Raw genomic sequence first — 25,921 nt, forward strand, 5'->3', positions numbered from 1 at the left:
ATCAAGGCGTTATAACGCTTACTTGAGGCGTCGCTCGATACCCATTTGCATCAGGATCTTGGCGGAAATTTCCTCCACCGAGAAGTGCGTGGAGTTGATGAAGGGGATATTTTCCTTGCGGAACAGGTTTTCCACTTCACGTACTTCAAACTCGCACTGCGCAAAGCTGGAGTAGCGGCTATTGGGGCGACGTTCGTTGCGGATGCCCTGCAGGCGATCCGGGTCAATGGTCAGGCCGAACAGCTTGTGTTTGTGCTGTTTGAGCGCCTTGGGTAGCTGCAGACGCTCCATATCATCTTCGGTCAACGGGTAGTTGGCGGCGCGAATACCGTATTGCAGCGCCATGTACAGGCAGCTCGGTGTCTTGCCGCAACGTGAAACACCCACGAGGATGATGTCCGCCTGGGCGTAGTGATGAGTGCGTGCGCCATCGTCGTTATCCATGGCGTAATGCACCGCATCAATGCGGTCCTTGTAGTGCGTATTGTGCTGGATAGAGTGGGTCTTGCCCACAGAGTAGGACGACCCGTCGCCCAGTTCCTGCTCCAGCGGCGCCAGAAAGGTCGAGAAGATGTCGATCATGTAGCCCTGGGATTTCGCCAGTTCCTGTCTGATCTCGCTATTGACCACGGTATCAAAAATGATCGGCCGGGCCGCATCTTTCTCGGCAGCGGCATTGATTTGTTGTACCATGTCACGCGCTTTTTCCACGGTGTCCACGTAGGGACGCAGCAGCTTGGTGAACTGGATGTTCTCGAACTGTGCCAACAGACTTTGGCCAAGCGTCTCGGCGGTGATGCCTGTACCATCAGAAATGAAAAAAGCGGTGCGTTTCATTCACGAAGCCTTAATATGTCGTCTCTCAAAGACAGGGCAACCCGGACCAACGGCCTGCGTGTCCCCCGGTGAACGGCATTGTGGCGCATTTGCAGCAGGCAGGCCAGTATGCCGCTGCCGCCAGAATTATTAATTGATTGACGGAGAGATCACCTTGTTAGAGTACGTAGTGTCCTTCGAGCAGCTGGGTGTTGACGACGTGGAGCGAGTAGGCGGCAAGAACGCGTCGCTCGGCGAAATGATCAGCAACCTGGCCAACGCCGGCGTATCGGTTCCCGGTGGCTTTGCAACCACTGCACAGGCCTATCGGGAATTTCTCGAGCAAAGTGGTCTGAACGACCGCATCAACGCTGCGCTGGATGCACTCGACGTCGACGACGTCAACGCGCTGGCCCAGACCGGTGCCCAGATTCGCCAATGGGTCATGGAGGCGGAGTTCCCGCCGGCGCTGGACAAGGCCATTCGCGAGGCCTTTGACACCCTCTCCGAAGGCAACCCCAATCTGGCCGTTGCCGTGCGTTCCTCTGCTACCGCCGAAGACCTGCCCGATGCATCCTTCGCCGGCCAGCAGGAAACTTTCCTGAACATTCGCGGCGTTGACAACGTCATCTATGCCGCCAAGGAAGTGTTCGCCTCTCTGTTCAACGACCGCGCCATTGCCTACCGCGTGCACCAGGGTTTTGACCACAAGCTGGTTGCCCTGTCTGCCGGCGTCCAGCGCATGGTCCGCTCTGAAACCGGTACTGCGGGGGTTATGTTTACCCTGGATACCGAATCCGGCTTCCGCGACGTTGTGTTCATCACCGGCGCCTACGGCCTGGGCGAGACCGTTGTACAGGGTGCGGTTAACCCTGACGAGTTCTATGTACACAAGCCCACGCTGGCTGCTGGCCGTCCGTCGGTACTGCGCCGCAACCTGGGCAGCAAGGCCATCAAGATGGTCTATGGCGATGAAGCCAAGGCGGGTCGCTCGGTCAAGACCGTGGACGTTGATCTGGCTGAGCGCAGCCGCTTCTGCCTGAGCGAGGAGGAAGTGGTCAACCTGGCCAAGCAGGCGGTGATCATCGAGCAGCACTACGGTCGCCCGATGGACATCGAGTGGGCCAAAGATGGTGACGATGGCAAGCTGTACATCGTTCAGGCCCGTCCGGAAACCGTGAAGAGCCGCAGCAGCGCCAATGTCATGGAGCGCTACCTGCTGAAAGAGAAGGGCACTGTGCTGGTAGAAGGCCGTGCCATCGGTCAGCGCATCGGTGCTGGTCCAGTACGCATCGTCAACGACGTTAGCGAGATGGACAAGGTTCAGCCGGGCGACGTGCTGGTCTCTGATATGACCGACCCGGACTGGGAGCCGGTCATGAAGCGCGCGAGCGCCATTGTGACCAACCGCGGCGGCCGTACCTGCCACGCAGCCATTATCGCCCGCGAGCTGGGCATTCCGGCCGTTGTAGGTTGCGGCAACGCCACCAGCGAGCTGAAAGACGGTCAGGAAGTGACTGTGTCCTGCGCCGAAGGGGATACCGGCCTGATCTACTCCGGTCAGCTGTCCTTTGACGTCAAGACCAACAGCGTCGACGCCATGCCGGACCTGCCGTTCAAAATCATGATGAATGTCGGCAACCCCGATCGCGCCTTCGACTTTGCCAACCTGCCCAACGAGGGCGTAGGTCTGGCCCGTCTGGAGTTCATCATCAATCGCATGATCGGCGTGCATCCCAAGGCGCTGCTGAACTTCGACAGCCTGCCGCCAGACGTTAAGGACAGCGTGCAGAAGCGCATTGCCGGCTACAGCGCGCCGGTCGACTTCTATGTCGACAAGCTGGTTGAAGGCATCAGCACTCTGGCCGCTGCGTTCTGGCCGAAGAAGGTCATCGTGCGCATGTCGGACTTCAAGTCCAACGAGTACGCCAACCTGATCGGCGGCAAACTGTATGAGCCCGAAGAAGAGAACCCGATGCTGGGCTTCCGCGGCGCCTCGCGTTACATCAGCGATTCGTTCCGCGACTGCTTCGAGCTGGAATGCCGCGCCATGAAGCGCGTGCGCGACGAAATGGGCCTGACCAACGTCGAAATCATGATTCCCTTCGTGCGCACCGTTGGTGAGGCCAAGCAGGTTGTTGAGCTGCTGGGTGAAAACGGTCTGAAGCGTGGCGAAAACGGCCTGCGTCTGATCATGATGTGCGAGTTGCCGGCCAATGCCCTGCTGGCTGAAGAGTTCCTGGAACACTTCGATGGCTTCTCCATCGGCTCCAACGACCTGACTCAGCTGACCCTGGGCCTGGACCGCGACTCCGGCATCATTGCCCACCTGTTCGATGAGCGTAACGCTGCCGTCAAGAAGCTGCTGAGCAACGCGATTTCAGCGTGCCGCGCGGCCGACAAGTACATTGGTATCTGCGGCCAAGGCCCATCTGACCACCCGGACCTGGCGCGCTGGCTGATGGAGCAGGGCATTGAAAGCGTATCGCTCAACCCCGACTCGGTGATGGACACCTGGTTCTTCCTTGCCGAGAATGGCAAGTAAACCGGTTTACCCTCACATTCAAGGAGAATGCCATGCACTATGTAACGCCGGATCTGTGTGACGCCTACCCGGATGTCGCTGTGGTCGAGCCGATGTTCAGCAATTTCGGTGGTCACGATTCCTTTGGTGGTCAGATTGTCACCGTGAAGTGCCACGAGGACAATTCCATCGTCAAGGAGCAGGTCGATCAGGATGGCACTGGCAAAGTCATGGTTGTTGACGGCGGTGGTTCACTGCGCCGTGCGCTGCTGGGTGACATGCTGGCCGAGAAAGCTGCCAAGAACGGCTGGGAAGGCATTATCGTCTACGGCTGTGTGCGTGACGTGGACGTGCTGGCCCAGACCGCGCTGGGCATTCAGGCGCTGGCCAGTCATCCGATGAAAACCGACAAGCGCGGTATCGGTGATCTCAACGTTGTGGTGACCTTTGGTGGCGTGACCTTCCGCCCGGGTGAGTACGTCTATGCCGATAACAACGGCATTATTGTTTCACCCGCAGCGCTCAGCATGCCCGAGTAAGAGCATGTGACACCAGCTGGCGAGGGGGAGAGTAGCAATACCTCCCCCTCGCTGCGTTATAGCTGGCATGCAAGTGCTGCCAACCTACCCGGAGAGAGCCATGTCAGACGACGATTCCCTGGAGCGCGCGCTGCGCGCGATGTTGCAGGACGAGCCTGTCAATCACGCAGCACGCAGCGATGATCAACGCTTGGACAGTGTCTTGCACCGGGCGCACTTGCACGGCGCTGCCGCGGATTTGCTCGGTCTGTTCAGTCGCTGGGGGTGGGTTTTGTCTGAAGGCGGTGCGCGCGGCTTAAAGCACCTGCGTCCAGTGCGACGTGACGCCGATGCAGTCTCACCTCAACCTTCCGAGCGCTAACGAGCGGTCTATCTGTCTAATTTGGAGATTTCTGCCATGGAGTTCGACGTCTGGAGCCAAAGCTTCGTTGCCGCCATGACCACGCTGTGGAGCAAGGTTGCCTCCTTTATTCCTGATCTGATTGCTGCCCTGTTCATCATTGTGCTGGGTCTGATCGTTGCCAAGATTGCCGACGCGGTTCTCGGCAAGGGGCTGGCGAAGCTGGGGTTGGATCGCCTGATGAGTGGTACGGGCGTCAACAAGATGCTGGCCCGAATCGGCATCAATATGCCGGTGTCCGCCATCACCGGGAAGGTGGCGTACTGGTTCATCCTGCTGACCTTTGTGGTCTCTGCCTCCGAGTCACTCGGGTTGGCCCGCGTGTCCTCTACGCTGGATGCCATTACGCTGTATCTGCCCAAGGTAGTTGGCGCTGCGCTCATTCTGTTGGGCGGCCTGCTGCTGTCGCATTTGGCAAATGGGGTCGTACGCGGCACTGCAGAGAGCGTTGGCGTTGAGTACGCCAGCGGTATCGGTCGTTTTGTGCAAGGTCTGCTGGTGATCATCACAGTATCACTGGCGATCGGACAGCTGCAGATCGAGACTGCGCTGCTAAACATGGTGATTGCCATCGTGCTTATCACTTTCGGTATGGCGGCAGCGTTGGCACTTGGCCTTGGCAGCCGTGACCTTGTGTCTCAAATCATCGCCGGAATATATGTACGAGAGTTATACCAGCCCGGTGATGACATAGCGGTGGGTGACGTTGAGGGAGTGATAGAGGAAATTGGTACTGTCAAAACCCAGATTCTGAGCGCTGACGGACAGCTTATTTCGGTCGCGAACCGTGAGCTGATCGAGCAGCAGGTGCGGCGCTGAGCGCCGGTGTCAGCCGATAGCCGAAGATGTTGGTACCTTGACCAGTCCGAGCAGAACGCCCCGTCGCTATAATCCAGCCGATCTTGATGATGACGCGCTGGTCCTTAAGGCAAAAAGTGAACTAATTCACACTACTACTGCCTATGAGGAGCTGATGCGGCGATACCAGCGAACTTTGTTCAATGTCTGCGTTCGTTACTTAGGCAACGAGCGCGACGCGGACGATGTCTGCCAGGAAGTAATGCTCAAAGTGTTGCACGGCCTCAAACAGTTCGAGGGCAAAGCCAAGTTCAAAACATGGCTTTACAGCATCACTTACAACGAGTGCATTACCCAGTACCGCAAGGACAAGCGGAAGCGTCGACTGATGGATGCGCTCAGTCTCGACCCCCAGGACGAGGGCGAGGAACAGGAAGTGCGAACATCCGATGGATCGGAAGGCTTGAGCCAGCTACTGGCGCACGTCAATCCGATCGACCGGGAAATTCTGGTGCTGCGATTTGTCGCAGAGCTGGAATTCCAGGAGATCGCCGACATCATGCACATGGGCTTGAGCGCTACCAAAATGCGTTACAAGCGTGCGTTGGAAAAGTTACGAAACCAGATTGACAGTCCTTTCATATAAGGCTTGTATAGTTATCAGCGTAATTCGGCTATACTGCGTCGGAGTTTTGCGAAAGCTTAACGTCTTAATGGATTTGATGGGGATTCAAAGATGAAATTGAAAAACACTGTGGGTCTCGTTGTTGGTGCCGCCGTTGCTGCGTCCAGCATGTCTGTGCTGGCCCAGGGTAAAGCCGGCTCTGTCGAGGTGGAAGCCTTTGCAGACCGCTACTTCACCGATAGCATGTACGACGCCAACGATGGCACTCTGGTAGGTGGCAGCATCGGTTACTTCGTCAATGACGATGTCCTGCTGAACATCGGTCTGGGCAAGTACAAAAACCTGGAGCACGAGCCGACCGACACTGACGTTGACGGCACACTGCTGCAGCTCGAAGCGGTTCGCCACTTCGGCGCAGGTAATGTACGTCCGTACATCTCCGCCGGTCTGGCACACCAGGAACTTGAGCCCGATGGAACCAACATCGAGGACCGCACCACCATGGCAATGGCCGGTGTTGGTATCAAAAACTACCTGAACGAGAACTTCTTCGTTAAGGCCGGTGTTGATGCGCTGTATGGCTTTGACCACGGTAATACTGAATGGCAGGCAGGTGTAGGCCTGGGTATCAACTTCGGCTCCAAGTCTGAGCCGGTTGCTGAGCCCGCTCCGGCACCTGCTCCGGTTCCGGTACCTCCTCCGGCCCCGGAAATGCAGTCGGTTCGCGTTGAGTTGGACGTGCTGTTCGACTTCGACAAGGACACTATCCGTCCGGAGTTCCGTCAGGACATTCAGAGCCTGGCTGAGTTCATGAAGACCTACCCGTCGGTAACTACTACCGTTGAAGGTCACACTGACTCCGTCGGTAGCGACTCCTACAACCAGAACCTGTCCGAGCGTCGTGCCAACGCGGTACGTGAAGCTCTGATCAGCGAAGGTGTAGACGGCTCCCGCGTCAGCTCTGCTGGCTACGGCGAAGCTCGTCCGATTGCTGATAACGCTACAGGCGAAGGTCGCGCGATGAACCGTCGCGTTGAAGCTGAAGTCGAAGCGCAGGTTGAAGTGAAGTAAGCTTCACTTTTCAGAAAAAACCCGGCCAATGGCCGGGTTTTTTTGTGCCTGAAACACGCTGGCTCAGGCTGGGGTGTTTTCAGCTTCCACGCTGTTGACGCCAGGAAAGCGAACGCGGAAATCTTCCGGCATGGGGCGCACTTTGCTGCTGGCAAAGTGATAGAAAACAAAGCCGGATTTTGCCAGTGCAACCAGTTCGCCATTACTTGCCTTGCTGATACGGAAGATGATGTCGCCGCCATATCTGTTCAAGTCCATCAGGCCAACTTCAAAGATCAGAGCATCGCGCGCAAAAGCTTCGCGCAGGTAGGTCGTGGCCAGGTCGGTAACAATGATTCCGACGCCTTTCTCGCTGACTTCCTCAATACCGAACTGGTACAGAAAACGGGCTCGCGCCTCAGAAATCATCGAGATCATGGAGTCGTTCGCCAAGTGATTGGCACCGTTGATATCGGTGATGCGAACGGTTAGTTGGGTGGTGAAGTAAAACTGGTTCTCGGGAAAGTCCAGATGCAGACGCGCCATACGGATAGAGCCTTGCTACTTGCGGTGAATTCATGGGGGAGGGCGGTGGCGCGTATTTTACCTGAGCGCCGCGGTACTGGACAGAAAAAAGGGTTCTTCGTGGAATTCCGACAGCGTACAAACAAGAACGCCGGCTTGGCAGAGAGTTATCTTGGGTTTATTCGGGTGCGTGAGAACCTTGAAGTCGCGGCGTTACTCGACTAATGATTGTCGTTATATGCCAAGTTTTTCTGCTCTGGTTTATGCCACGATGTAAAGATACAAAAATGATAAAGAAACCGAGGTGACCGCTGTGACGCACAGGTGCTGCCGTCAGGATGTCCAATCGGGGCTGCCTGCGAACGGCGTACTACACGTCGCTGTGCCAACGCGCCTCTATCGTTTCTGCTGCTCTTATCCCAGTCCGTGCAGCGCTGTTGGCGCCACTTCCCAGAGAGGTTGATATGAACGCCCAAGTTGAAATCCCTGCCGAGTTTGTCCGTTGCCTTGAGACCCAGCGAGCCCACTTCGAGGCCAATCGCTATCCCGACTACGCCCAGCGGGTTGCCGACCTGAAAGCGCTGGTGCGCATGGTGGCCGACAACCGCGACGCGCTGGTTGAGGCGGTCAATCAGGACTACGGCTGCCGCGCGCGGTTTGAAACCTCCTTCGCTGAAATTGCAGTCACGCTAGACGGTCTGCAGGACAACATCAAGAAGTTGAAGAAGTGGATGAAGCCGCAGAAGCGGCACACCGATCCGATGCAGATGCCGTTGGCCAAGGCTCGACTGATTCCACAGCCGATTGGCGTGGTTGGGGTGGTGGTGCCGTGGAACTTCCCGATTGCGATGGCTATGCATCCGCTGACCTGCATTTTCGCCGCCGGCAACACCGCGATGATCAAGATGTCGGAAAACTCCAACAATCTTGCTCGCCTGCTGCGTGAACTGGCGCCACGCTACTTCCCCGAGGGCAAGCTGGCGTTCTTCGAAGATGGTGGTGGACGTGGCCCGATGTTTACCGCGCTGCCCTTTGACCATATTTTCTTCACCGGCTCGCCGGCCACCGGCAAGGCCGTCATGGCTAACGCCGCGCGCAACCTGACCCCGGTTACCCTGGAGCTGGGCGGTAAATCACCGGCGGTGGTCGCACCGGACTTCCCTATTGAAACCGCAGCCCAGCGCATCATCTGGGCCAAAATGTTCAACGCCGGTCAGATCTGCACCAATGTTGACTACCTGTTCCTGCCGGAAAACGAGGTCGCGGGCTTTGTCGAGGCGGCCAAGGCCTACGCTGCCAAGCACTATCCTGACATCAACAGTGGCGACTACACCGCGGTGATCGATCAGCGCTCCTACGACCGTTTGCAGGCGACGTTGGCCGATGCCGAGAGCAAGGGCGCGACCATCGTCAATCTGATGCCTGACCAGCAGCCCGACGCCAGCCGCCGGATCATGGCGCCGCACATCGTGCTGAATCCGACCGACGACATGGATGTGATGCAGCGCGAGATCTTCGGCCCGATCATGCCGATCAAGACCTACAGCAGCCGTGAGGAAGTCACCGGCTACATTAATGACCATCCGCGTCCGCTGGCGTTCTACGCTTACACCAACGACCGCAAGCTGGCCGACTGGTACATCTATAACACCCTGTCCGGCGGCGTAACCATCAACGACAGCCTGCTGCACGTGAGCGTGCACAGTCTGCCGTTTGGCGGTGTCGGCAACAGCGGCATGGGTCATTACCATGGCTACGAAGGCTTCCTGACCTTCTCGAAGATGCGCCCTGTTCTGTATCAGGGCCCAGTGCGCGGCATCAATATGCTGCTGCCGCCCTACGGCCCACGCGCAATGCGCATGCTCAACATGATGATCAAAATGAAGAGCTAAGCCGCTCGGTAAGACAAAACGGCGATGGTTGCTCAGGCAGCCATCGCCGTTTTTGTTTGTCTTGCCTGCGGCCTAGTTGCGCGCGCGCTGGCGAAACTCCCGCGGACTGAGCCCGGTCCAGCGGCGGAACGCGCGGCTGAAGGCACTGGCTTCCGAGTAGCCGAGCGACAGTGCGATATCGGTAAAGCTTTGTCCCGAGTGGGCAACATAGTTCTCTGCCAGTGGCCGCCGGACATCCTCGACCAGTTGGCTGTAGCCCAGCTCGTACTCGGCTAATCGGCGCTGCAGGGTGCGCACGCCGATGTTCATGCTGTCGGCAATGCGTTCGATGCTGAAGTCGTGGGTGCTCAGGTGGCTGGCGATCTGAAAACGCAACTGGCTGAGCAGATCGGTGTCGGCTTCGCGGGCCGCGAGCTGCTCTTCCAGCAGCGGGCTGAGCAGCTGAAACAGGCGGCTGTCGGCGGTTTTCATCGGGACGTCGAGCAGTGCGCGCGGATAGTAGAGCCGGTTGTCGGGCTGGTCGAAGTGGATTGGGCAGCCGAGGATGCGCTGGTACGCGGTAAGGTCCTCGGGGGCGGCATGCTCGAAGTCGGCGCGGGCCGGACATAGCGCGGGTTGCTGGACAAATTCGCGTATCAGGCTGAGACCTGAGGCAGCGGTAAACTCGGCGTCCTGGCGGCGGTTGATGATCAGCGGGTCGGTAACCTGATAGCTGATCGACAGCCACTCGTCGTTGATGTCGAGCTCCACCCGGGTACCCTGCATCAACACGGCAATGAAGTGACTCAATACCTGCAGCGCCTGGGTCATGGTCGGCGCGCTGCGCGCGGCGTGTCCGTAGAGTCCGTAGTCGCTGCTGCACGCCTGAATGCCCATTTCCAGACCGATGCTCGGCGACTCGTGCAGGCCGAGCTGCTCCCATAGCGCCACGTACTGGTGCAATGGGATTTCCAGTTCGGGCGAGCTGAGAATGGCTTCGTTCAGGCCTACTTTCGGTAAGTGTGGCGCGAACACCGCAGCATTGCGACGGAAGAAATTCTCCGCGTAGATCGTATGCAAGCGTTGTGACGTCATCAGCCTGACCTCTTGACGGGCTATGGGCTTGGCAGCAGTCAGCGGCGCTGCTGGCTTTGGTTGACCGGGCTATCTTAGAGACCGCGCGCGGCTTTGCAAAGCCGCGGTATGGGCTGGTCGCTAGTGCTTTGGTCATGCTGGCGGGCTGTCGCCTACTGTTCGAAATGCTGTCATCGCTGGTCAAGCGCCCCCGTCGTTCGCCTCTTATTCTCATCTTCGAAGCCCGGAATATGTCTGGTGCAAAGGGTATGGAATTCTGTTTATGCGAACACTGATACGACCGCTGGGGTACTTGCTGTGCTGCGGCTTGTGTCTGGGGAATGTGGCGGCACAGGCCGAGACAGGCTTTGTGCCCGAGCAGTCCTATGTCGAAGTGCTGGATGATTATCAAGGACAGGGCTGGTTCTGGGTCTGGGGTAACAACGCGCCGACCATGCTGGATGGTCGTGCGTACCTGTTTGCTGACGATGGTCGCCATCTTGGGCAGTTGAACACCGGCACCTGGCCGGGTGATCTGGTCATGTCGCACCGTCGGGCCGAGCTGTACGCCGCCGAAATCTACTTCAGTCGTGGCTCGCGCGGTACCCGCGAGGACGTGGTGACGGTCTACGACGCACGCACCCTGAGCCCCAAAGCCGAGATTGCGATCCCGCCCAAGCGTATGACCGGGATGCTGTCGGCTGGCCTGAGTGTGCTGTCTGATGATGAGCGCTTTCTGCTGGTGCTGAACTTTACGCCGGCGGCGTCGGTGTCCATCGTCGACGTTGAGCAGCAGCGCTTTGTTGGCGAGGTGGCCATTCCCGGTTGCGCCTCACTCTACCCGGCTGGGCCGCGCGATTTTTACGCGATTTGCGGCAACGGCGGCTTCTTTCACTTGCGGCTGGATGAACAGGGCAGCGTCGCCGTGCAGCAGCGTACCGAGCCGCTGTTCGATCCACTGGAAGACCTGCTGCTGACGCCGGCGTCACGCCTGGGTGATACCTGGTACTTCGTCTCTCAACAGAACTACGCCTGGGGGCTGCAGATGACCGCGGCCGGGGCCGAACGACGTCAGCGCTGGTCGCTGGTCAGCGACGCCGAGCGGGCAGACGGCTGGGGCGTGGCGGGCAATCATGGCACCGCGATCCATGAAGCGAGTGGCCGGCTGTTTGTGCTGATGCACAAGGATGTGCCAGAGAACTATCAGAAGCCGGGCACCGAAGTCTGGGTGTACGACGTGCGCAGTGAACAGCGGGTTGCGCGCATTGAGCTGGAGGCGCACAGCACCGCGATCGGTGTCAGTCAGGGGGCGCAGCCGCGGCTCTACAGCCTGGACTGGATTGTGCCGATGCCAGCGCTGTTTACCACCTGGATCTATCTGACCCGAGGCGAGGCGGGTCTGATGCCGCTGATGCGTCAGGGCATCAACCTGTACGACGCCGACAGCGGCGAGCACCTGCGCGGTATCGGGGATTTGCCGGTCGGCTATCTGAACAAGGTGACCGCATGGTGATCTTCGGCTGGCTGCACGATCCGCTGATGCATCTGACCATCATGCTGGGCATGGCGCTGCTGTTCGCCCTTGCGGCGCTGCACAAACTGGCCAATCAGGCGCGCTTTGCTTTGGCGCTGGAGGGTTACGCCCGGGCGTTTGGACTGCCGCTGCCTGCGGGGTTGCAAGGTGCTTTTTCTCGCCTGTTGCCGGTGCTGGAGCTGCTGGCCGCGATGGGTCTGCTGTGCAGTCTGCAGCAGCCGTTGGCGGCATTGCCGGCGCTGTTGTTGCTGATTATCTACGCCTTGGTGCTGGCGCTCACGTTGCGTTCAGGGACGGCGTTGCCTGACTGCGGCTGCCAGCTGGGCGAGCGGCCTCAGCCGCCGAGTGCCGCGCTGGTGCTGCGCAACCTGCTGCTTGTGGGCATGACGGCGGTGCTGCTGTGGCCAGTGGTGCCACGCGCACTTGGCTGGTTTGACCTGGCGTCGTTGCTGGGTGCCGGGTTGAGCGGTGTGCTGCTGTACGCGCTGGCCCATCAGCTGATCTCCAATCACTCACTTCTGCGGAGGCTGTAATGGCTCTGACTCATGCATTGATTACCTCGGCGCTGCTGTTCTGGCTGCTGACCATTGGCCTGGCCGTTGCGGTGTGGGCGCTGGCGCGGCAGGTCGGGCTGCTGCATCAACGGTTGCAGCCGGTCGGTGCGCTGTCGCTTGGCAAGGCCATCAAGGCTGGCGAGCAGGCGCCGGTGTTTGAGCTGCCCAGCCTGAACGGCGGCAGTGTGCAGCTGGGTAGTGGTGATCGTAATGGGCGTTCGACGCTGCTGTTCTTTCTTTCCGACAACTGCCCGGTCTGCAAGCAGTTGCTGCCGGCGCTGCGCTCGATCCGCGATCAGCAGCGTGCGCAGGTGCGCGTAGTGCTTGCCAGCGACGGCGATGAAGCGACCCATCAGGCGTTTATCAGCGCGCAGCGGCTGCACGACTTCCCCTATCTGCTGTCGCGGGAGGTGGGTATGGCCTACCAGATCAGCAAGCTGCCCTACGCAGTGCTGATCGATGCGCACGGCACCGTCGTGGCGCACGGGCTGGTTAACTCGCGCGAGCATCTCGATAGCCTGTTCGAAGCGCAGATTCATGGCCATGCCTCGATGCAGGCGCTCCGATCAGCCGAGCAGGCCGACGCCGCTCTTTTTCAGCAGGTGCACTGACTATGGCAATTCGATGGTTCGATGAGGCGGCAGAGCTGCTGTCGCGCCGGGTGGCGCAAAGCAGTTCGCGGCGCGGGTTTCTGGGCGGCCTTGGCACCCTGCTGATTGGCGCAGGAGCCACAACGCTGCTGCCGGTGTTTCGCGGTAACGCCTTTGCGCAAACACCCGGCGGGCTGGTCGAGAGCGGCGATCCCAACAGCTGCGACTACTGGCGTCACTGCGCGATTGACGGCTTCCTGTGTGGCTGCTGCGGTGGTTCGGTGAGCACTTGTCCTCCCGGCACGGTGCGCTCGGATATCACCTGGATTGGTACCTGCCGCAACCCGACTGATGGCAAGGATTACGTGATCTCCTACAACGACTGTTGCGGCAAGAGCAGCTGCGGGCGCTGCGGCTGTCAGCGTGACGAGGGCGACACGCCGCTGTATCGGCCACAGAGTTCGAACGACATCAACTGGTGTTCGGGCAGCCTGGCCGACATGCCGTATCACTGCTCGCTGTCGGTTGTGATCGGCGTCCGGGAGTAAGCAATGAAACGTCTGCTGCCATTGTGTGCGCTGCTGCTGGCTGCCCCGTTTGGCCATGCCACCGAGCCTGCCGAGTTCGACTACATGCTCAATTGCCAAGGTTGCCATCTGCCGGATGGCATGGGTAACCCGCAGCGCCAGGTGCCGGCTTTTCCGGGGCAGCTGGGGTTGTTTCTCGGCGTGGAGGGTGGCCGTGAGTTTCTGGTTCAGGTGCCGGGCTCTTCGCTCTCGGGCTTGACCGACGAAGGCTTGGCGCGGGTGTTGAACTGGATGCTGGAGCGCTACGCGACGGCCGAGTTGCCGCAGGGCTTTGAGCCTTACAGCGCAGCTGAGGTGCAGCGCTGGCGGCAGGATGTACCCAATGATGTGGACGCGCTGCGGGCGCAGTTGATTGACCGCATCAACCAGCAGCAAATGCTGCCCGCCAAGGAGTCGGTTGGCCGATGAGAATACGTGTTTCAGTGATTGTGCTGGGGCTGGTCTGTGGCCTGAGCGGTTGGGCGAAGGCCGCGCCGGATAGCGCCGAGCTGGCAACCTGCGCGGCCTGCCACGGTGCCCAGGGGCAAGGTAATCCGGCGCTCGGCGCGCCGCGGCTGGCGGGTCAGCATTACAGCTACCTGTTGCAGCAACTGCTCAGTTTCAAGGCTGGCGCGCGTGGTTACGACGCGCAGGACAGTCAGGGCGTGCTGATGCGTTCAGCGCTGGCTGCGGTGCCTGAGTCCGCGCTGGAGGGGCTGGCGCGTCACTATGCGGGTCTGGCGACGGCTGAATCGCCTACGCTGGCGCAGCAGGGCAGTGGGGCAAGGCTGTATCAGGGCACCTGCGCCTACTGTCACGGGCCGGATGCCCGGGGGAATGCACATCTGCAGGCGCCCAATCTGCGGCTGCTGGATGCTGCCTATCTGGATCGTCAGCTGCGTAATTACGCCAGCGGCTGGCGTGGCAACGCTGAGCAGGACGCAATTCATGGCCCGTGGATGCGCAGTATCGCCATGCAGCTGGGCGACACGGATCGCCAGGCAGTAGTCGAGTATGTGAGCGGTCAACAAGCCGCCGAAGAGTGAGTTCCGTTAACCGATTCAGCGGCCACTCGCGGTGGCTTAACGCATAGAAACGCAGGGTGTTTTCATGGATGCAAGAAGTCTGATTCTGTCACTCAGTTGCCTGGTGCTGGCGCTGACCATGCTGGTCTACGGGATATTGTTCATCCGTCGCCACAGGAACTATCTGCTGGGCGTCGAATGGCTGATTGTTGCCGTATCGGCGACCAACATGCTGCTGTTTCAGGCGGTGGGCTACCCGCTGGGTTATGAAATCTCGATGTTTCTCGATGCCTTTTCCCGCGGCTTCGGCATCCCGATCATTACCATTCTCGGCCTGATGGTCGTGACCCGCGGGTTCAAGCCGAGCGCACTGGTCGATGTGCTGGTCTTTGCCATCAGCATCCCGGCGACCTTCCTGCTGCGCCTGGATGTCTTTGCCGGTGTGCTGCCGTATTTCTACGTGCTGATGGCGTTGCTGTTCGCCGCTTACCTGATCCATTTCGCCCGCCTGTTGCTGGCGCATGGCGAACGTACACAGGCGGTATCGGTGCTGCTGGCGATGACCGGCATGCTGGCGATTGCGCTGATTTACGACTTCTACGAAATCCCGGGTGAGGCAACTAACGTGGTGCTGAATTTCTTCAATCTCGCGTTGCTGACCTGGTCTTACCTGTTCGCCTCGCTCTACCACGCTTACAGCGCGCTGGCCTGCGCCAAGGCACGGGCTGCTCCCGTGAGCTGATCACGGTTTACCGGCGCCAGCCCCGGTCTGACTGGCAATTACCTTTACAAGAAATGCGCGTTGTCGGGCACCGCGTGCGGGTGTCTTTGCGCCAAAAAAGAGGAGTATCTGATGAAACGGTTAGCTGCAGAGCGGTCGATGAGGGTTGCGGTGATGCAGGCCGCAAGAGGGTGCATTGCGCTTGGGCTGGGCATGTACGTGATGGGCGCCGCATGGGCGAGTGAACAGGGCGCCGATGCGCTGGGCAGCAGCCTGACGCCGATCGGAGCCAACCCGGCTGCGTCGGCCGATGGGGTAATCCCGGCGTGGACGCCACCCGGCGCGCAGGGCGGCGATTGGGCCTACGGTGAGTTGCGGGCAAAGCACTGGGTACACCGAGGCGACCAGCCGCTGTACTCGGTAAGCGCAGAGAACCAGGCCGAGCACACTGCGCGGCTGCTGCCGGGCCACGTCGAGATGCTCAAGCAGTTGCCGGGCTACCGCATGGACGTCTACCCGACCCGGCGCAGCTGCGATGTGCCCACGTTCGTGGCGCAGAACACGCGGCAGAACGTCGGCTTCGCGCAGCTCGATGACAGTGGTCTGGCGTTGCAGGAGGCCCATGTGCCGGGCATCCCTTTCCCCATGCCGAGCAATGGCGTCGAAGCTATGTGGAACATGAAAATGCGCTACCGCGGGCTGGCCTTCGATATGCCGCGCAATCAGGCCGCACTGTCGCCACGCCGTGGCAGCGACGACTGGCTGAAGATGCTGACCGATCAGATCGGTTTCTTCCCCTGGGCGCAGCAGCCCAGCGCGCGGTTCTCCGACTACGACCGGCTGGAAGTGGCGGGTTACTTCTCCTACTTCGCGCCCGCGGCGCTGGCTGGTCAGGCGGCGGTGTTGTCGATCCGCGCCGGTGCCGACTCGGAAACCTTCTACTATTTCCCAGGCCAGCGCAGGGTGCGCCGGATGCCGTCTTACTCCTACGACGCGCCGCAGATCGGACTGGATAACCAGTACAACGTCGATGAGATTTCGATGTTTACCGGCCAGCTCGACCGCTTCGACTGGACGCTGGTCGGCAAGCAGGAACTGCTGGTGCCGTACAACTCGTTCGGTCTGTACGACTTCAAGGCGCGCTTCGAGGATGTGGCGCAGCGCGACTTTATCGCGCCGAGTCATCGCCGCTACGAACTGCACCGGGTTTGGGTAGTCGAGGCGCGCGTGCGTGACGGCATGCGTCACTCCGCGCCGAAACGCCTGTTCTACCTCGATGAAGACAGCTGGGCACCGCTCGCAGCGGTGGACTACGACGCTCAGGATCGGGTCGCCAAGGTACGCGAGGGCCATCTGATTCCGGTCTACGAGACTGGCGGCTGTGACGTGCAGGCCTTTGCCCAGCACAACCTGATTGATGGTCGCTACCTGTTCGACAACAGCCCGCTGGGCTCCGGTACCGACCACCGCTGGCTGACCGAGCAGGGTAATAACCCGCGCTTGAAGCGCTCGTTCTACACCTCCGACAACCTGCGCGTCATCAGCGAACGCTGAGCCGAATCGAGGACCTGAACATGCATAAATCCATCTTCACTCTCTCCGGTGTTGCGCTGCTTGGCGCGTCTGTGCACAGCGCGGCGTTCACCTTCGAACTTGGCGAGGTGAGCGGCGCCTTTGACTCGGTGATTTCCGCCGGCGCCGGCATGCGCACCGATTCCCCGTCCTGCGGTCTGGTGACCCAGGGCGCCCACGGCCACTCGGTGCCGAATGCCTGCCTCTCGCCGGTTGCCGGCATCGGCGATCAGGGCAATCTCAACTACGCCAAGGGCGATCTCTACACCGGCTACCTGAAGGGCGTTCACGAGCTGTTGCTGCGCCTGCCCGATGACTACACGGTGATGGCGCGCGGCAGCTGGAAGCGCGACTTCGCCGCCACCCGCACCAGCGGCACGCTGGGCTGGGATCGGCCACCCGGGGTAGACAGTGATGGCCTGTCCGATTCCGCCCGCGATGAGCTGGAGTTCAAGGCGCGCATGCTCGATCTGTGGGTCAGCAAGAGTTTCTATGTGGGTGACCGACGCCTGCGCGCACGCCTTGGCAACCAGGCGATCAACTGGGGGGAAAGCCTGTTCGCGTCCGGCGGCATCAACGAAACCAACGGCTACGATGTGATGGCGCTGTCCACGCCGGGCACCCAGCTGAAGGAGGCTCTGCTGCCGGCACCGATCTTCAGTCTGGCTGGCGGGCTGGGTGCGGGTCTGACCTTCGAGGCGTACTACCAGTTCGGCTGGGAGAAGACCGAACTGCCACCGGTAGGAAGCTACTGGTCTACTACCAACGCGCTGGGCGAGGGCATGAAAGCCTACGGCTACCGTGAGCGTGATGCGCGGGACAGTGGTCAGTGGGGGCTGTCGCTCAACTGGCAGCCGGCCAATACCGACCTCAATCTCGGCTTCTACGTGTTGCGCTACCACGACAAGCTGCCGTCGCTGTTCTTCGACCAGACCACCTTCGCACCGACCTGGGTCTACCCCGAAGACCGCATGCTTTATGGCGTCAGCGCCAACTTCCCGGTCGGCGACTGGGCGGTGGGCACCGAGTTGTCGTATCGCCCTGAAGATGCCGTGGCGCTCAACCCTACCTTCGGCTGTACGGGTAAGCAGGGTGAGTGCTGGCAGGACGAGAAGAAGTTCCAGTGGCACCTGACGGGCCTCTACAGCATGGTGCCGTCGAACAGCGGCTGGCTGCTGGATCTGACCGGTGCCAGTACCGGTACCGTGCTGACCGAACTGGTCGTAGTGGAGTACCCGGACCTTGAGGATGAGTACAACGGCGAGCTGATCTCCGCTGGCGTCAACACATGGATGCTGGACCCGGCCGTGCTACCCACGGCGCAGGGCAACGGCACCACCTCCGGCATCAGCGCTGACCTCAGCCTGACCTACGACGGCACGCTGATTCCGGGTTGGCAGGTCACGCCGGGCGTGTTTTATTCGCGCTCGCTCAAGGGCCGTACCCCGACGTTGGCTGCGCCCTATATGGACGGCGCCAGCAGCATGAACCTGTACCTGAACTTTGTGCGCAACCCAGGCACCTGGCAGGTGACGCTCAACTACGCGACCTTCATGGGCGGCGATACGCCCTATGACCAGTTGCTGGGAGATCGTGACTATGTCGGGCTCGTGCTCTCGCGCAACCTGTGAAGCAGGGTCAGATGATGCCGACTGAAGCGCAATCCAAGACGCCGCGCGGCCTGCTGTCGCGCCTGGAGTGCCGGCTGTTCGAGTACCGCAAGGCGGTACTCTGGCTGCTGGCGCTGTTCACCCTGGTGATGGGCTGGTTTGCCCTGCAGCTGCGGATGGACGCCGGGTTTGAGAAGCAGTTGCCGATCGGCCACGAGTACATCGACACCTTCTCGACCTACCGCGACGATCTGCTCGGCGCCAATCGCCTGATTGTGGTGGTGCGCGCCCGTGATGGCGAGATCTGGAGCAGCGACGGGTTGCGGCGGCTGTATGACGTGACCCAGACAGTGACCTATCTGCCGTTCGTGCAGCGTGCCAGCGTGCTGTCGCTGTGGACGCCCAACGCCTTCGTCAACGAGATCACCGAAGAGGGTTTTCGCGCCGATCCGCTGGTACCGGGCACGGTCACGCCGGAGCACCTCGGAGCCGAGGAGATCGCTGCAATTGCCCACTCCACGGCGCAGGGCGGTTTTGTCGGCACGCTGGTCTCGCGTGATCAGCGCAGCGCGATGGTCAGTGCCGAGCTCAAGGAGTTTGACGCCGACGGCAAGCGGCTGGATTACATGGCCTTCAACCGGCTGCTGGAGTCCGAGTTGCGGCAGCGCTTCGAGGATGCGGCGTTCGAGATCCAGATCATCGGCTTCGCCAAGCAGGTTGGCGACATTGCCGAAGGCGCGGTCAGCGTGCTGGAGTTCTGTCTGCTGGCATTGTTGCTGACCGGTCTGGCGGTCTACTGGTACTGCCACTCGATTCGCCTGACGTTGCTGGCGCTGGGTTGCTCGCTGGCGTCGTTGATCTGGCAGTTTGGCTCGCTGCGCTTGCTGGGTTTCGGCCTTGATCCGCTGGCCGTGCTGGTGCCGTTTCTGGTGTTTGCGATCGGCGTCTCCCACGGCGTTCAGCAGATCAACTTCATCGTGCGCGAGATTGCGTTGGGCAAGAGCACCCACGACGCCGCCCGGGCGAGTTTCAGCGGGTTGCTGATACCGGGCGTGTTGGCACTGGTTACCGCCTTTGTTTCGTTCATCACCCTGTGGCTGATCCCGATTCCGATGGTGCGTGAGCTGGCGATCACCGCGTCGCTGGGGGTTGGCTACAAGATCATCACCAATCTGCTGATGCTGCCGCTGGTGGCGTCCATGCTGACCCTGGGCGCGGACTACGCGCAGATTGCCGAGCGGTCACGCCAGCAGCGCGCCAACTGGCTGCGCGGCGTTGCCGGGTTGGCGCAATGGTCGCGTGCACGCTGGGTGCTGACTGCCGCCGCGCTGCTGCTGGGGGTGGCGGTCTGGCAGAGCCACGGCCGGGTGGTTGGCTCGCTGCAGGCGGGTGCGCCGGAGCTGCGCAGCGAGGCGCGCTTCAATCAGGACGCGCTCGCCATCGCCAGCGGCTACGACATCGGACTCGATTGGTTGAGCGTGGTATTTGAGCAGGAAGCAGGCGGCTGTGAACAGGTCGCGCTGGGGCAATATCAGGATCGCTTTGTCTGGGCCATGCAGGGCGTGCCGGGCGTGCTCTCGGTGCAGTCGTTCTCGACCGCCATGCGGCAGTACAACGAGGGCTACAACGAAGGCAACCCGAAGATGAGCGTGGTGCCGGTGGACCCGCTCAACTATTCGGCGCTGGCCACTGAAGTGGCGCGCACGCCGGGTCTGATGCGCGCCGATTGCAGCATGACAGCCACGCACCTGTTCCTCGCTGACCACAAGGCAGCGACCATCAGTACGGTGATCGAGGCGGTCAAGGCGTTCCGCGCCGAGCACGCGGCAGCGGGCATTCGGCTGCGTCTGGCCTCGGGTAACGCCGGGGTGCTGGCGGCGGTCAATGAGGAGGTCGAGAAGAGCGAGTTGCCGATGCTGCTGTATGTCTACGCGGCCATCGCGCTGCTGGTGTTTTTGGTTTATCGCGACTGGCGGGCGGTACTGATCTGCTGCCTGCCGCTGACCATCGGTACCTTCATCGGTTACTGGTTCATGAAGGAGCTGCAGATCGGTCTGACCATCGCCACCCTGCCGGTGATGGTGCTGGCGGTGGGGATTGGCGTGGATTACGCGTTCTACATCTACAACCGTCTGCAGCTGCACCTGAGTCACGGCCAGCCGATCGTCAAGGCGGCGGAGCACGCTCTGCTGGAGGTGGGTGTGGCAACCATCTTTACCGCCATCACGCTGGCCATCGGCGTCGCCACCTGGGCGTTTTCCGAACTGCAATTTCAGGCGGACATGGGGCTGCTGCTGGCCTTCATGTTCATCGTCAACATGGTCATGGCGATGACGGTGCTGCCCGCGTTTGCCGTGCTGCTGGAGCGCATTGCGCCGCGGCGCACGCCGCTGCGGGTCAGTGATGCGCTGCTGCACTAAGGAGCTTTGGATGAATCCGATACCTCTGTTGCTGGCGGCGGCGCTGGCACTCACGCCGTTCGCTGCCGGCGCGCTGGAGCCGGTCCCGGCGGTGCCCAGCAAGATCGCCAGCGAGGCAACCATGCTGGCAGCCACCCGCGCCGGTGAGCGCATTGTGGCGGTGGGGGATCACGGCGTCGTGCTGCTGTCCGATGACAATGGCGCGGGCTTCCGGCAGGCAGGGGCGGTGCCGCTGTCCAGCCCGCTGACCGCGGTCAGCTTCATCAACGCCCAGACCGGCTGGGCGGTCGGCCACTGGGGCAGCATTCTGCTCAGTGAAGACGGCGGTGAGAACTGGCGGATCCAGCGGCTCACGCCGCATGACGATCGCCCGCTGTTTGCCGTGCACTTCTTCGATCAGCGCGACGGCGTAGCCGTGGGCCTCTGGTCGCAGGTGCTGATTACCCGCGATGGCGGCCGCAGCTGGCAGGAACAGAGCCTGCCGCCGCCACCGGGTGCCAGACGTGCCGACCTCAACTTGATGAGCCTGTTTACCGACGCGCAGGGGCGTCTCTACGCCGCTGCCGAGAGCGGCAAGGTGTTGCGTTCAGCTGACCGCGGGTTGACCTGGCGCTATCTCGATACCGGCTACAGCGGCAGTTTCTGGACCGGTGCGGTGTTGGCAGACGGTCGCCTGCTGGTTGGTGGCCAGCGCGGCACCCTGATGCGTGGCAGTGCCGATGGGCAGGCGTGGCAAACCGTTGAGCTGGGCAGCAAAAGCTCAATCACCGGGATTGCGGTGCGCGGCAACCGGGTGGACGTCATCGGGCTTGATGGCCTGCTGGCACGCAGTCTGGATGGCGGGCGCAGCTTCCAGCTCGATACGCGCGCCGATGGCATCGGCTTGACAGCGCTGCAGGCCGACGGGGCTGGTCTGTTGCTGTTCTCTCGTCGCGGTGTGCTGCCGCGCAGTGAGATCAGCACGGCGGCCAGCGTGCCATGACCGGACGTGGTCACTTTGGCGGTTATCTGCGCCTGCGTCTGCGCTCGCGCCCCGGGCGCTGCGCCGAAACGGCGCCTGATCAGCAATCACCCAACGCTCCAGGAGCAATCATGAGTTTGCGTTATTTGCCTAACACTGCGTCGATTGACGAGATCGTGGAGGTCATCCGTGAGGATGGTGGCGTCATCATTCGCGGGTTTCTGAAACCACGCATCCTGCGCGGCCTGCGTCAGGATCTGCTGCCGCGGCTGGAAGGCACACCCGGTGGCGAAGACGCCTACTTTGCGGGCGCCCAGACCGGGCGGCTGTCGCGCTTGTTTGCACGCAGCAAATACATGGTGGATCTGGCGCTGAACCCGCTGTTTCTGCAGAGTGCCAGAGCCCTTCTGCAGACGCCGATCAACGGCTGGAGTGGCGAGGTGCGACACGAGATCGCGCCGGATATTCAGGTTGGCGTCACCCAGGCGATTCAGATCCGCCCGGGTCAGGGAAAGCAGCCGTTGCACCGGGATGATAGCGTCTGGCTCTGGCGGCACCCTCACTATGGCCGCGAGGCGCGCCTGCAGATCATGGTGGCGTTGTCGGCGTTCAGCCGCGAGAACGGGGCTACCCATGTGATTCCCGGCAGCCATCGCTGGGATGACGAGCGCATGCCCACTGAGGCGGAGTCGGTGCAGGCCGAGATGGAGCCGGGTGACGCGTTGCTGTGGGTCGGCTCGACCTATCACGGCGGTGGCGAGAACCGTACCAGTACGCCGCGCACTGGCCTGACCATGGCCTATGATCTGGCCATTCTGCGGCAGGAAGAAAACCACTTTCTGTCTCTGCCGCTGGAGCGGGTGCGACAGTTTCCGGAGGAGCTGCAGCGCCTGCTTGGCTGGTCCTGCAGCGCGACGTTCATGGGTTGGGTGGAGCTCAATGGCCAGTTTGTAGACCCGCACACGCTGCTGCAGCGCGCCGATTTTCGCGAGCCGGGGCAGCTTGGCTGAGAGGCTGACGCCACTGGCTAGTCTGTTCGACAGGTGTCCCCGCAGGCGCGCCGCACCCGTTCTGTTCAGGCTTACAGAGGGGGAGGGGATGCGGGTTTGCGTTGGCACAGGCACATGGCCAACTGGGAGGGTTCAACAACCGGATCAAGGCAATAAAACGCATGGCCTACGGTTACCGGAATAACGAGTTCCTCTGTATGAGAATCAAGCGCAGCTATCCCGGAGTTTTATGAAGAATAAAAAAAGGGGCTGCCGGTTGGCAGCCCCTTCTCTACACCTGAGCCCGGAGGCTCGGAATCAGCAGGCTATTAGCCGAACTGGTTCATGGTGTTGTCTTTACCGCTTGCCTTCAGAGCAGCTTCGCCAGCGAAGTACTCTTTATGGTTGTCGCCGATGTCGGAGCCAGCCATGTTCTGGTGCTTGACGCAGGCGATACCCTGGCGCAGTTCCTGGCGCTGAACGCCTTTCACGTAAGCCAGCATGCCTTGCTCTGCGAAGTAGCCTTTTGCCAGGTTGTCGGTAGACAGTGCGGCAGTGTGGTAAGTCGGCAGAGTGATCAGGTGGTGGAAGATGCCAGCGTGTGCCGAACCATCGCGTTGGAAGGTGCGGATACGCTCGTCAGCTTCGGCAGCCAGTTCGGACTCGTCGTAGTCAACGCTCATCAGGTTGGCACGATCGTAGGCAGAAACGTCTTTGCCAGCTTCAGTCCAGGCATCGAATACCTGCTGACGGAAGTTCAGAGTCCAGTTGAAGGACGGGCTGTTGTTGTAAACCAGCTTGGCGTTCGGGATGACTTCGCGTACGCGGTCAACCATGCCTTTGATCTGGCCAACGTGCGGCTTCTCGGTTTCGATCCACAGCATGTCTGCGCCGTTCTGCAGGGAAGTGATGCAGTCCAGTACGCAGCGGTCTTCACCAGTGCCCTTGCGGAACTGGAACAGGTTGGACGGCAGACGCTTGGGACGCAGCAGCTTGCCGTCGCGCTTGATAACAACGTCGCCGTTGCCCAGTTCAGCATCGGAGATTTCGTCGCAATCCAGGAAGCTGTTGTACAGGTCGCCCAGGTCACCCGGCTCAGCGGTAACAGCGATCTGCTTGGTCAGGCCAGCGCCCAGGGAGTCGGTACGAGCAACGATCACGCCGTTGTCGATGCCCAGTTCCAGGAATGCGTAGCGAACAGCGTTGATCTTGGCCAGGAAGTCAGCGTGCGGAACGGTAACTTTACCGTCTTGGTGGCCGCACTGCTTCTCGTCGGAAACCTGGTTTTCGATCTGGATGCAGCAAGCACCCGCTTCGATCATTTTCTTGGCCAGCAGGTAGGTCGCTTCAGCGTTACCGAAACCAGCGTCGATGTCAGCGATGATCGGCACAACGTGAGTTTCGTAGTTGTCGATCTGGTTCTGGATGTCAGCGGCCTTGGCTTCGTCGCCAGCTTCGCGAGCAGCGTCCAGAGCAGTGAACAGCAGGTCCAGTTCGCGAGCGTCAGCCTGGCGCAGGAAGGTGTACAGCTCTTCGATCAGAGCGGCAACAGAAGTCTTCTCGTGCATGGATTGGTCAGGCAGCGGACCGAAGTCGGAACGCAGCGCAGCAACCATCCAGCCGGACAGGTACAGGTAGCGCTTGTTGGTGGTTTTCAGGTGCTTCTTGATGGAGATCAGCTTCTGCTGACCGATGAAGCCGTGCCAGCAACCCAGAGACTGAGTGTACACAGAGGAGTCGGCGTCGTACTCAGCCATGTCCTTGCGCATGATGTCTGCGGTGTACTGAGCGACTTCCAGACCGGTCTTGAAGCGGTTCTGAACACGCATACGAGCTACGTATTCCGGGTTGATGGCACTCCAGGAGCTGCCCATTTTCTCTTTCAGAGCGGCAACGGCCTTGATCTCATTTTGGTAAGCTGACATGGTCAATCCTTCACAGTTGGCGTTAGGTTCAGCACGATTTGTCGACCCATTGCTCCGCTGCTGCGGTTACTGCTCGGAAGGATATGAAAAGGGGAGACTGGCGATGCGTCAAAAGGAGAGGAGGAGACAGTCGTGCGAGCGCTAAGCCATCGGTAATGGCGTTTGCTTGCCGGCGTTAACTGTGCAGCTTAAATCGCTTCCCCGTCCCTCAGGACAACTTTCGTTCCAGTCGCCACCTCGTCAATCTGCCTTATGAGCGGTATAGACACATAACGAGCCGTTGGTATTGGCACCGTTACGGAGACCTCAGGGCCTCTGGCTAGCGGGAGCGTGGGCAATAATGGGACTTCGCCTGGGATAAGTCAATGCCGTATGTAGTGTTTTTTGGCTGGCACTACAACGTGCGGAACGTGACGCATCAGTCAACGCGGTCAACTTTCAGGCGAATTGCGCCGCTGCTGCTGCGCTGGGTGCTGATGCGACGTCCTACGTCGCTATCGCGCCCCGAGCTTGCATCGTCCAGCCCGCCAACGGTCACCCATTGGCCCAGCGGGGCGGTGACCACGGTGTCGGCCTGCTGTACGTCAATCACGCCCTGGCGGCGGTTGTCCAGACGGTTGTTGTTGGCACTGAGGGTGATGGTTGCCATGTCGCCGCTTAGCTGGACGGTGGCGTAAAAGCCCTGGGTTACGTCCTGGTACTGGGTTTGCTCAATGACCTGGCCGTAGACGTTGGTGGTTCTGGTGGTGATGGGTACGCTTTGCCCGCCCTGGATTAGCACCGGGTAGCCCTCGCTGGCCATGATCTGGCGAACACCGTCATTGCTGCCGTAAGTGCGCCGATTGATGATGCGCGCGCTGTTACCGCGGTTGTCGGGATTGCCGATGATGATGTCGGCTGGCCCGGTGTCGATACTGCCATCAACCCGGTAACCACCGCTGCTGCCGCTGCTACTGCCGGAGTTGGCAACACTGATCATCAGACGGGAAGGCTGGGTGTCCAGTTGGCTGACCAGCGCCTTGATCTCCTCAATGCGCTGCGGTTCGGCGCGTATCAGCAGCTGGTTGCCGTAGGCTGAGACGCGCTCGTTGGATTGCAGCATCGGCTGGATGGCGGGGATGATGTTGTCGGCCATGTTGTAGCCCAGCGGCACAATCTCGGTAGTCGGCGCAGCATTGGCCATCAGGGTGACGATGGAGAGTGTCATCCAGCACAGCAGTTTGAGCATGCCT

Annotated in this window: 26 protein-coding genes; 21 read left to right on the plus strand and 5 right to left on the minus strand. The window is 60.7% G+C overall.

All coding sequences use genetic code 11. The features are described 5' to 3' along the window. Window positions 1-18: 18 nt before the first annotated feature. The gene (ppsR, locus tag HV822_RS17295) at window positions 19-837 is read right to left on the minus strand and encodes a posphoenolpyruvate synthetase regulatory kinase/phosphorylase PpsR (protein WP_238871500.1); all 819 of its coding nucleotides are present in this window, start codon (window positions 835-837) and stop codon (window positions 19-21) included. Between the two features lie 154 nt (window positions 838-991). Between ppsR and ppsA the strand changes: the two genes are divergently transcribed. The 6 genes from ppsA (at window position 992) to HV822_RS17325 (ending at window position 6,773) form a co-directional block, all read left to right on the plus strand. Beyond that, window positions 992-3,361, plus strand: coding sequence for a phosphoenolpyruvate synthase (gene ppsA / locus HV822_RS17300; protein WP_238871501.1), 2,370 nt, complete (start codon window positions 992-994; stop codon window positions 3,359-3,361). A gap of 32 nt (window positions 3,362-3,393) precedes the next feature. Next, complete coding sequence (gene rraA, locus HV822_RS17305; protein WP_238871502.1) at window positions 3,394-3,879, plus strand: ribonuclease E activity regulator RraA; 486 nt, start codon at window positions 3,394-3,396, stop codon at window positions 3,877-3,879. 100 nt (window positions 3,880-3,979) lie between these two features. Further along, window positions 3,980-4,240 (plus strand): hypothetical protein, encoded by a 261-nt coding sequence (locus tag HV822_RS17310; RefSeq protein WP_238871503.1) that lies wholly within the window; start codon window positions 3,980-3,982, stop codon window positions 4,238-4,240. A 36-nt stretch (window positions 4,241-4,276) separates the two neighbouring features. Next, window positions 4,277-5,098: a mechanosensitive ion channel family protein gene (locus HV822_RS17315; protein WP_238871504.1), complete on the plus strand. Its 822-nt coding sequence runs from the start codon at window positions 4,277-4,279 to the stop codon at window positions 5,096-5,098. 37 nt (window positions 5,099-5,135) lie between these two features. Continuing rightward, window positions 5,136-5,723 (plus strand): RNA polymerase sigma factor SigX, encoded by a 588-nt coding sequence (sigX, locus tag HV822_RS17320; protein ID WP_238871505.1) that lies wholly within the window; start codon window positions 5,136-5,138, stop codon window positions 5,721-5,723. Between the two features lie 90 nt (window positions 5,724-5,813). Next, complete coding sequence (locus HV822_RS17325; protein ID WP_238871506.1) at window positions 5,814-6,773, plus strand: OmpA family protein; 960 nt, start codon at window positions 5,814-5,816, stop codon at window positions 6,771-6,773. A gap of 63 nt (window positions 6,774-6,836) precedes the next feature. Here HV822_RS17325 and HV822_RS17330 read toward each other — a convergent pair whose 3' ends face one another. Beyond that, a complete protein-coding gene (locus HV822_RS17330) occupies window positions 6,837-7,298 on the minus strand; it encodes an acyl-CoA thioesterase (RefSeq protein ID WP_238871507.1) in 462 nt (153 codons plus the stop codon). Here HV822_RS17330 and HV822_RS17335 point away from each other — a divergent pair. Then, on the plus strand, window positions 7,284-7,502 hold the full coding sequence (locus HV822_RS17335) for a hypothetical protein (RefSeq protein ID WP_238871508.1): 219 nt from the start codon (window positions 7,284-7,286) through the stop codon (window positions 7,500-7,502). The two genes, HV822_RS17330 and HV822_RS17335, sit on opposite strands and share 15 nt — an antisense overlap. A gap of 239 nt (window positions 7,503-7,741) precedes the next feature. Beyond that, on the plus strand, window positions 7,742-9,169 hold the full coding sequence (locus HV822_RS17340) for a coniferyl aldehyde dehydrogenase (protein ID WP_238871509.1): 1,428 nt from the start codon (window positions 7,742-7,744) through the stop codon (window positions 9,167-9,169). A gap of 72 nt (window positions 9,170-9,241) precedes the next feature. Here HV822_RS17340 and qhpR read toward each other — a convergent pair whose 3' ends face one another. After that, complete coding sequence (gene qhpR, locus HV822_RS17345) at window positions 9,242-10,243, minus strand: AraC-like transcriptional regulator QhpR (protein ID WP_238871510.1); 1,002 nt, start codon at window positions 10,241-10,243, stop codon at window positions 9,242-9,244. A gap of 262 nt (window positions 10,244-10,505) precedes the next feature. Between qhpR and HV822_RS17350 the strand changes: the two genes are divergently transcribed. The 13 genes from HV822_RS17350 to HV822_RS18255 all read left to right on the plus strand — a co-directional run bounded on the left by HV822_RS17350 (window position 10,506) and on the right by HV822_RS18255 (window position 23,018). Next, a complete protein-coding gene (locus HV822_RS17350) occupies window positions 10,506-11,735 on the plus strand; it encodes an amine dehydrogenase large subunit (RefSeq protein WP_238871511.1) in 1,230 nt (409 codons plus the stop codon). Beyond that, window positions 11,729-12,289 (plus strand): MauE/DoxX family redox-associated membrane protein, encoded by a 561-nt coding sequence (locus tag HV822_RS17355; protein WP_238871512.1) that lies wholly within the window; start codon window positions 11,729-11,731, stop codon window positions 12,287-12,289. Before HV822_RS17350 ends, HV822_RS17355 begins: the two co-directional genes overlap by 7 nt. Further along, window positions 12,289-12,921, plus strand: a complete 633-nt coding sequence (gene mauD / locus HV822_RS17360; RefSeq protein ID WP_238871513.1) for a methylamine dehydrogenase accessory protein MauD — start codon at window positions 12,289-12,291, stop codon at window positions 12,919-12,921. Before HV822_RS17355 ends, mauD begins: the two co-directional genes overlap by 1 nt. Window positions 12,922-12,929: 8 nt before the next feature. Then, the gene (locus HV822_RS17365) at window positions 12,930-13,448 is read left to right on the plus strand and encodes a methylamine dehydrogenase light chain (protein WP_396265174.1); all 519 of its coding nucleotides are present in this window, start codon (window positions 12,930-12,932) and stop codon (window positions 13,446-13,448) included. A 3-nt stretch (window positions 13,449-13,451) separates the two neighbouring features. Further along, window positions 13,452-13,895, plus strand: coding sequence for a c-type cytochrome (locus HV822_RS17370; RefSeq protein ID WP_238871515.1), 444 nt, complete (start codon window positions 13,452-13,454; stop codon window positions 13,893-13,895). Further along, window positions 13,892-14,512, plus strand: a complete 621-nt coding sequence (locus HV822_RS17375) for a c-type cytochrome (RefSeq protein ID WP_238871516.1) — start codon at window positions 13,892-13,894, stop codon at window positions 14,510-14,512. Before HV822_RS17370 ends, HV822_RS17375 begins: the two co-directional genes overlap by 4 nt. Before the next feature lie 64 nt (window positions 14,513-14,576). After that, window positions 14,577-15,233, plus strand: coding sequence for a hypothetical protein (locus HV822_RS17380; RefSeq protein ID WP_238871517.1), 657 nt, complete (start codon window positions 14,577-14,579; stop codon window positions 15,231-15,233). Window positions 15,234-15,386: 153 nt separating this feature from the next. Continuing rightward, complete coding sequence (locus HV822_RS17385) at window positions 15,387-16,766, plus strand: DUF1329 domain-containing protein (RefSeq protein WP_396265175.1); 1,380 nt, start codon at window positions 15,387-15,389, stop codon at window positions 16,764-16,766. A gap of 20 nt (window positions 16,767-16,786) precedes the next feature. Further along, window positions 16,787-18,415: a DUF1302 domain-containing protein gene (locus HV822_RS17390; protein ID WP_238871518.1), complete on the plus strand. Its 1,629-nt coding sequence runs from the start codon at window positions 16,787-16,789 to the stop codon at window positions 18,413-18,415. Between the two features lie 14 nt (window positions 18,416-18,429). Next, the gene (locus HV822_RS17395) at window positions 18,430-20,814 is read left to right on the plus strand and encodes an efflux RND transporter permease subunit (protein WP_238873646.1); all 2,385 of its coding nucleotides are present in this window, start codon (window positions 18,430-18,432) and stop codon (window positions 20,812-20,814) included. A 10-nt stretch (window positions 20,815-20,824) separates the two neighbouring features. Then, window positions 20,825-21,796, plus strand: a complete 972-nt coding sequence (locus HV822_RS17400) for a WD40/YVTN/BNR-like repeat-containing protein (protein WP_238871519.1) — start codon at window positions 20,825-20,827, stop codon at window positions 21,794-21,796. Between the two features lie 110 nt (window positions 21,797-21,906). Next, complete coding sequence (locus tag HV822_RS17405; RefSeq protein ID WP_238871520.1) at window positions 21,907-22,785, plus strand: phytanoyl-CoA dioxygenase family protein; 879 nt, start codon at window positions 21,907-21,909, stop codon at window positions 22,783-22,785. A 101-nt stretch (window positions 22,786-22,886) separates the two neighbouring features. Beyond that, window positions 22,887-23,018, plus strand: coding sequence for a transposase (locus tag HV822_RS18255; RefSeq protein ID WP_396264941.1), 132 nt, complete (start codon window positions 22,887-22,889; stop codon window positions 23,016-23,018). Window positions 23,019-23,093: 75 nt separating this feature from the next. Here the strand turns inward: HV822_RS18255 and HV822_RS17410 are convergent, their stop codons facing one another. Continuing rightward, a complete protein-coding gene (locus HV822_RS17410; RefSeq protein ID WP_238871521.1) occupies window positions 23,094-24,689 on the minus strand; it encodes an isocitrate lyase in 1,596 nt (531 codons plus the stop codon). Between the two features lie 418 nt (window positions 24,690-25,107). Beyond that, window positions 25,108-25,917, minus strand: a complete 810-nt coding sequence (locus tag HV822_RS17415) for a secretin N-terminal domain-containing protein (protein WP_238871522.1) — start codon at window positions 25,915-25,917, stop codon at window positions 25,108-25,110. Between the last annotated feature and the right edge of the window lie 4 nt (window positions 25,918-25,921).

Source organism: Halopseudomonas maritima, from assembly GCF_021545785.1.
Taxonomy (GTDB): Bacteria; Pseudomonadota; Gammaproteobacteria; order Pseudomonadales; family Pseudomonadaceae; genus Halopseudomonas; species Halopseudomonas maritima.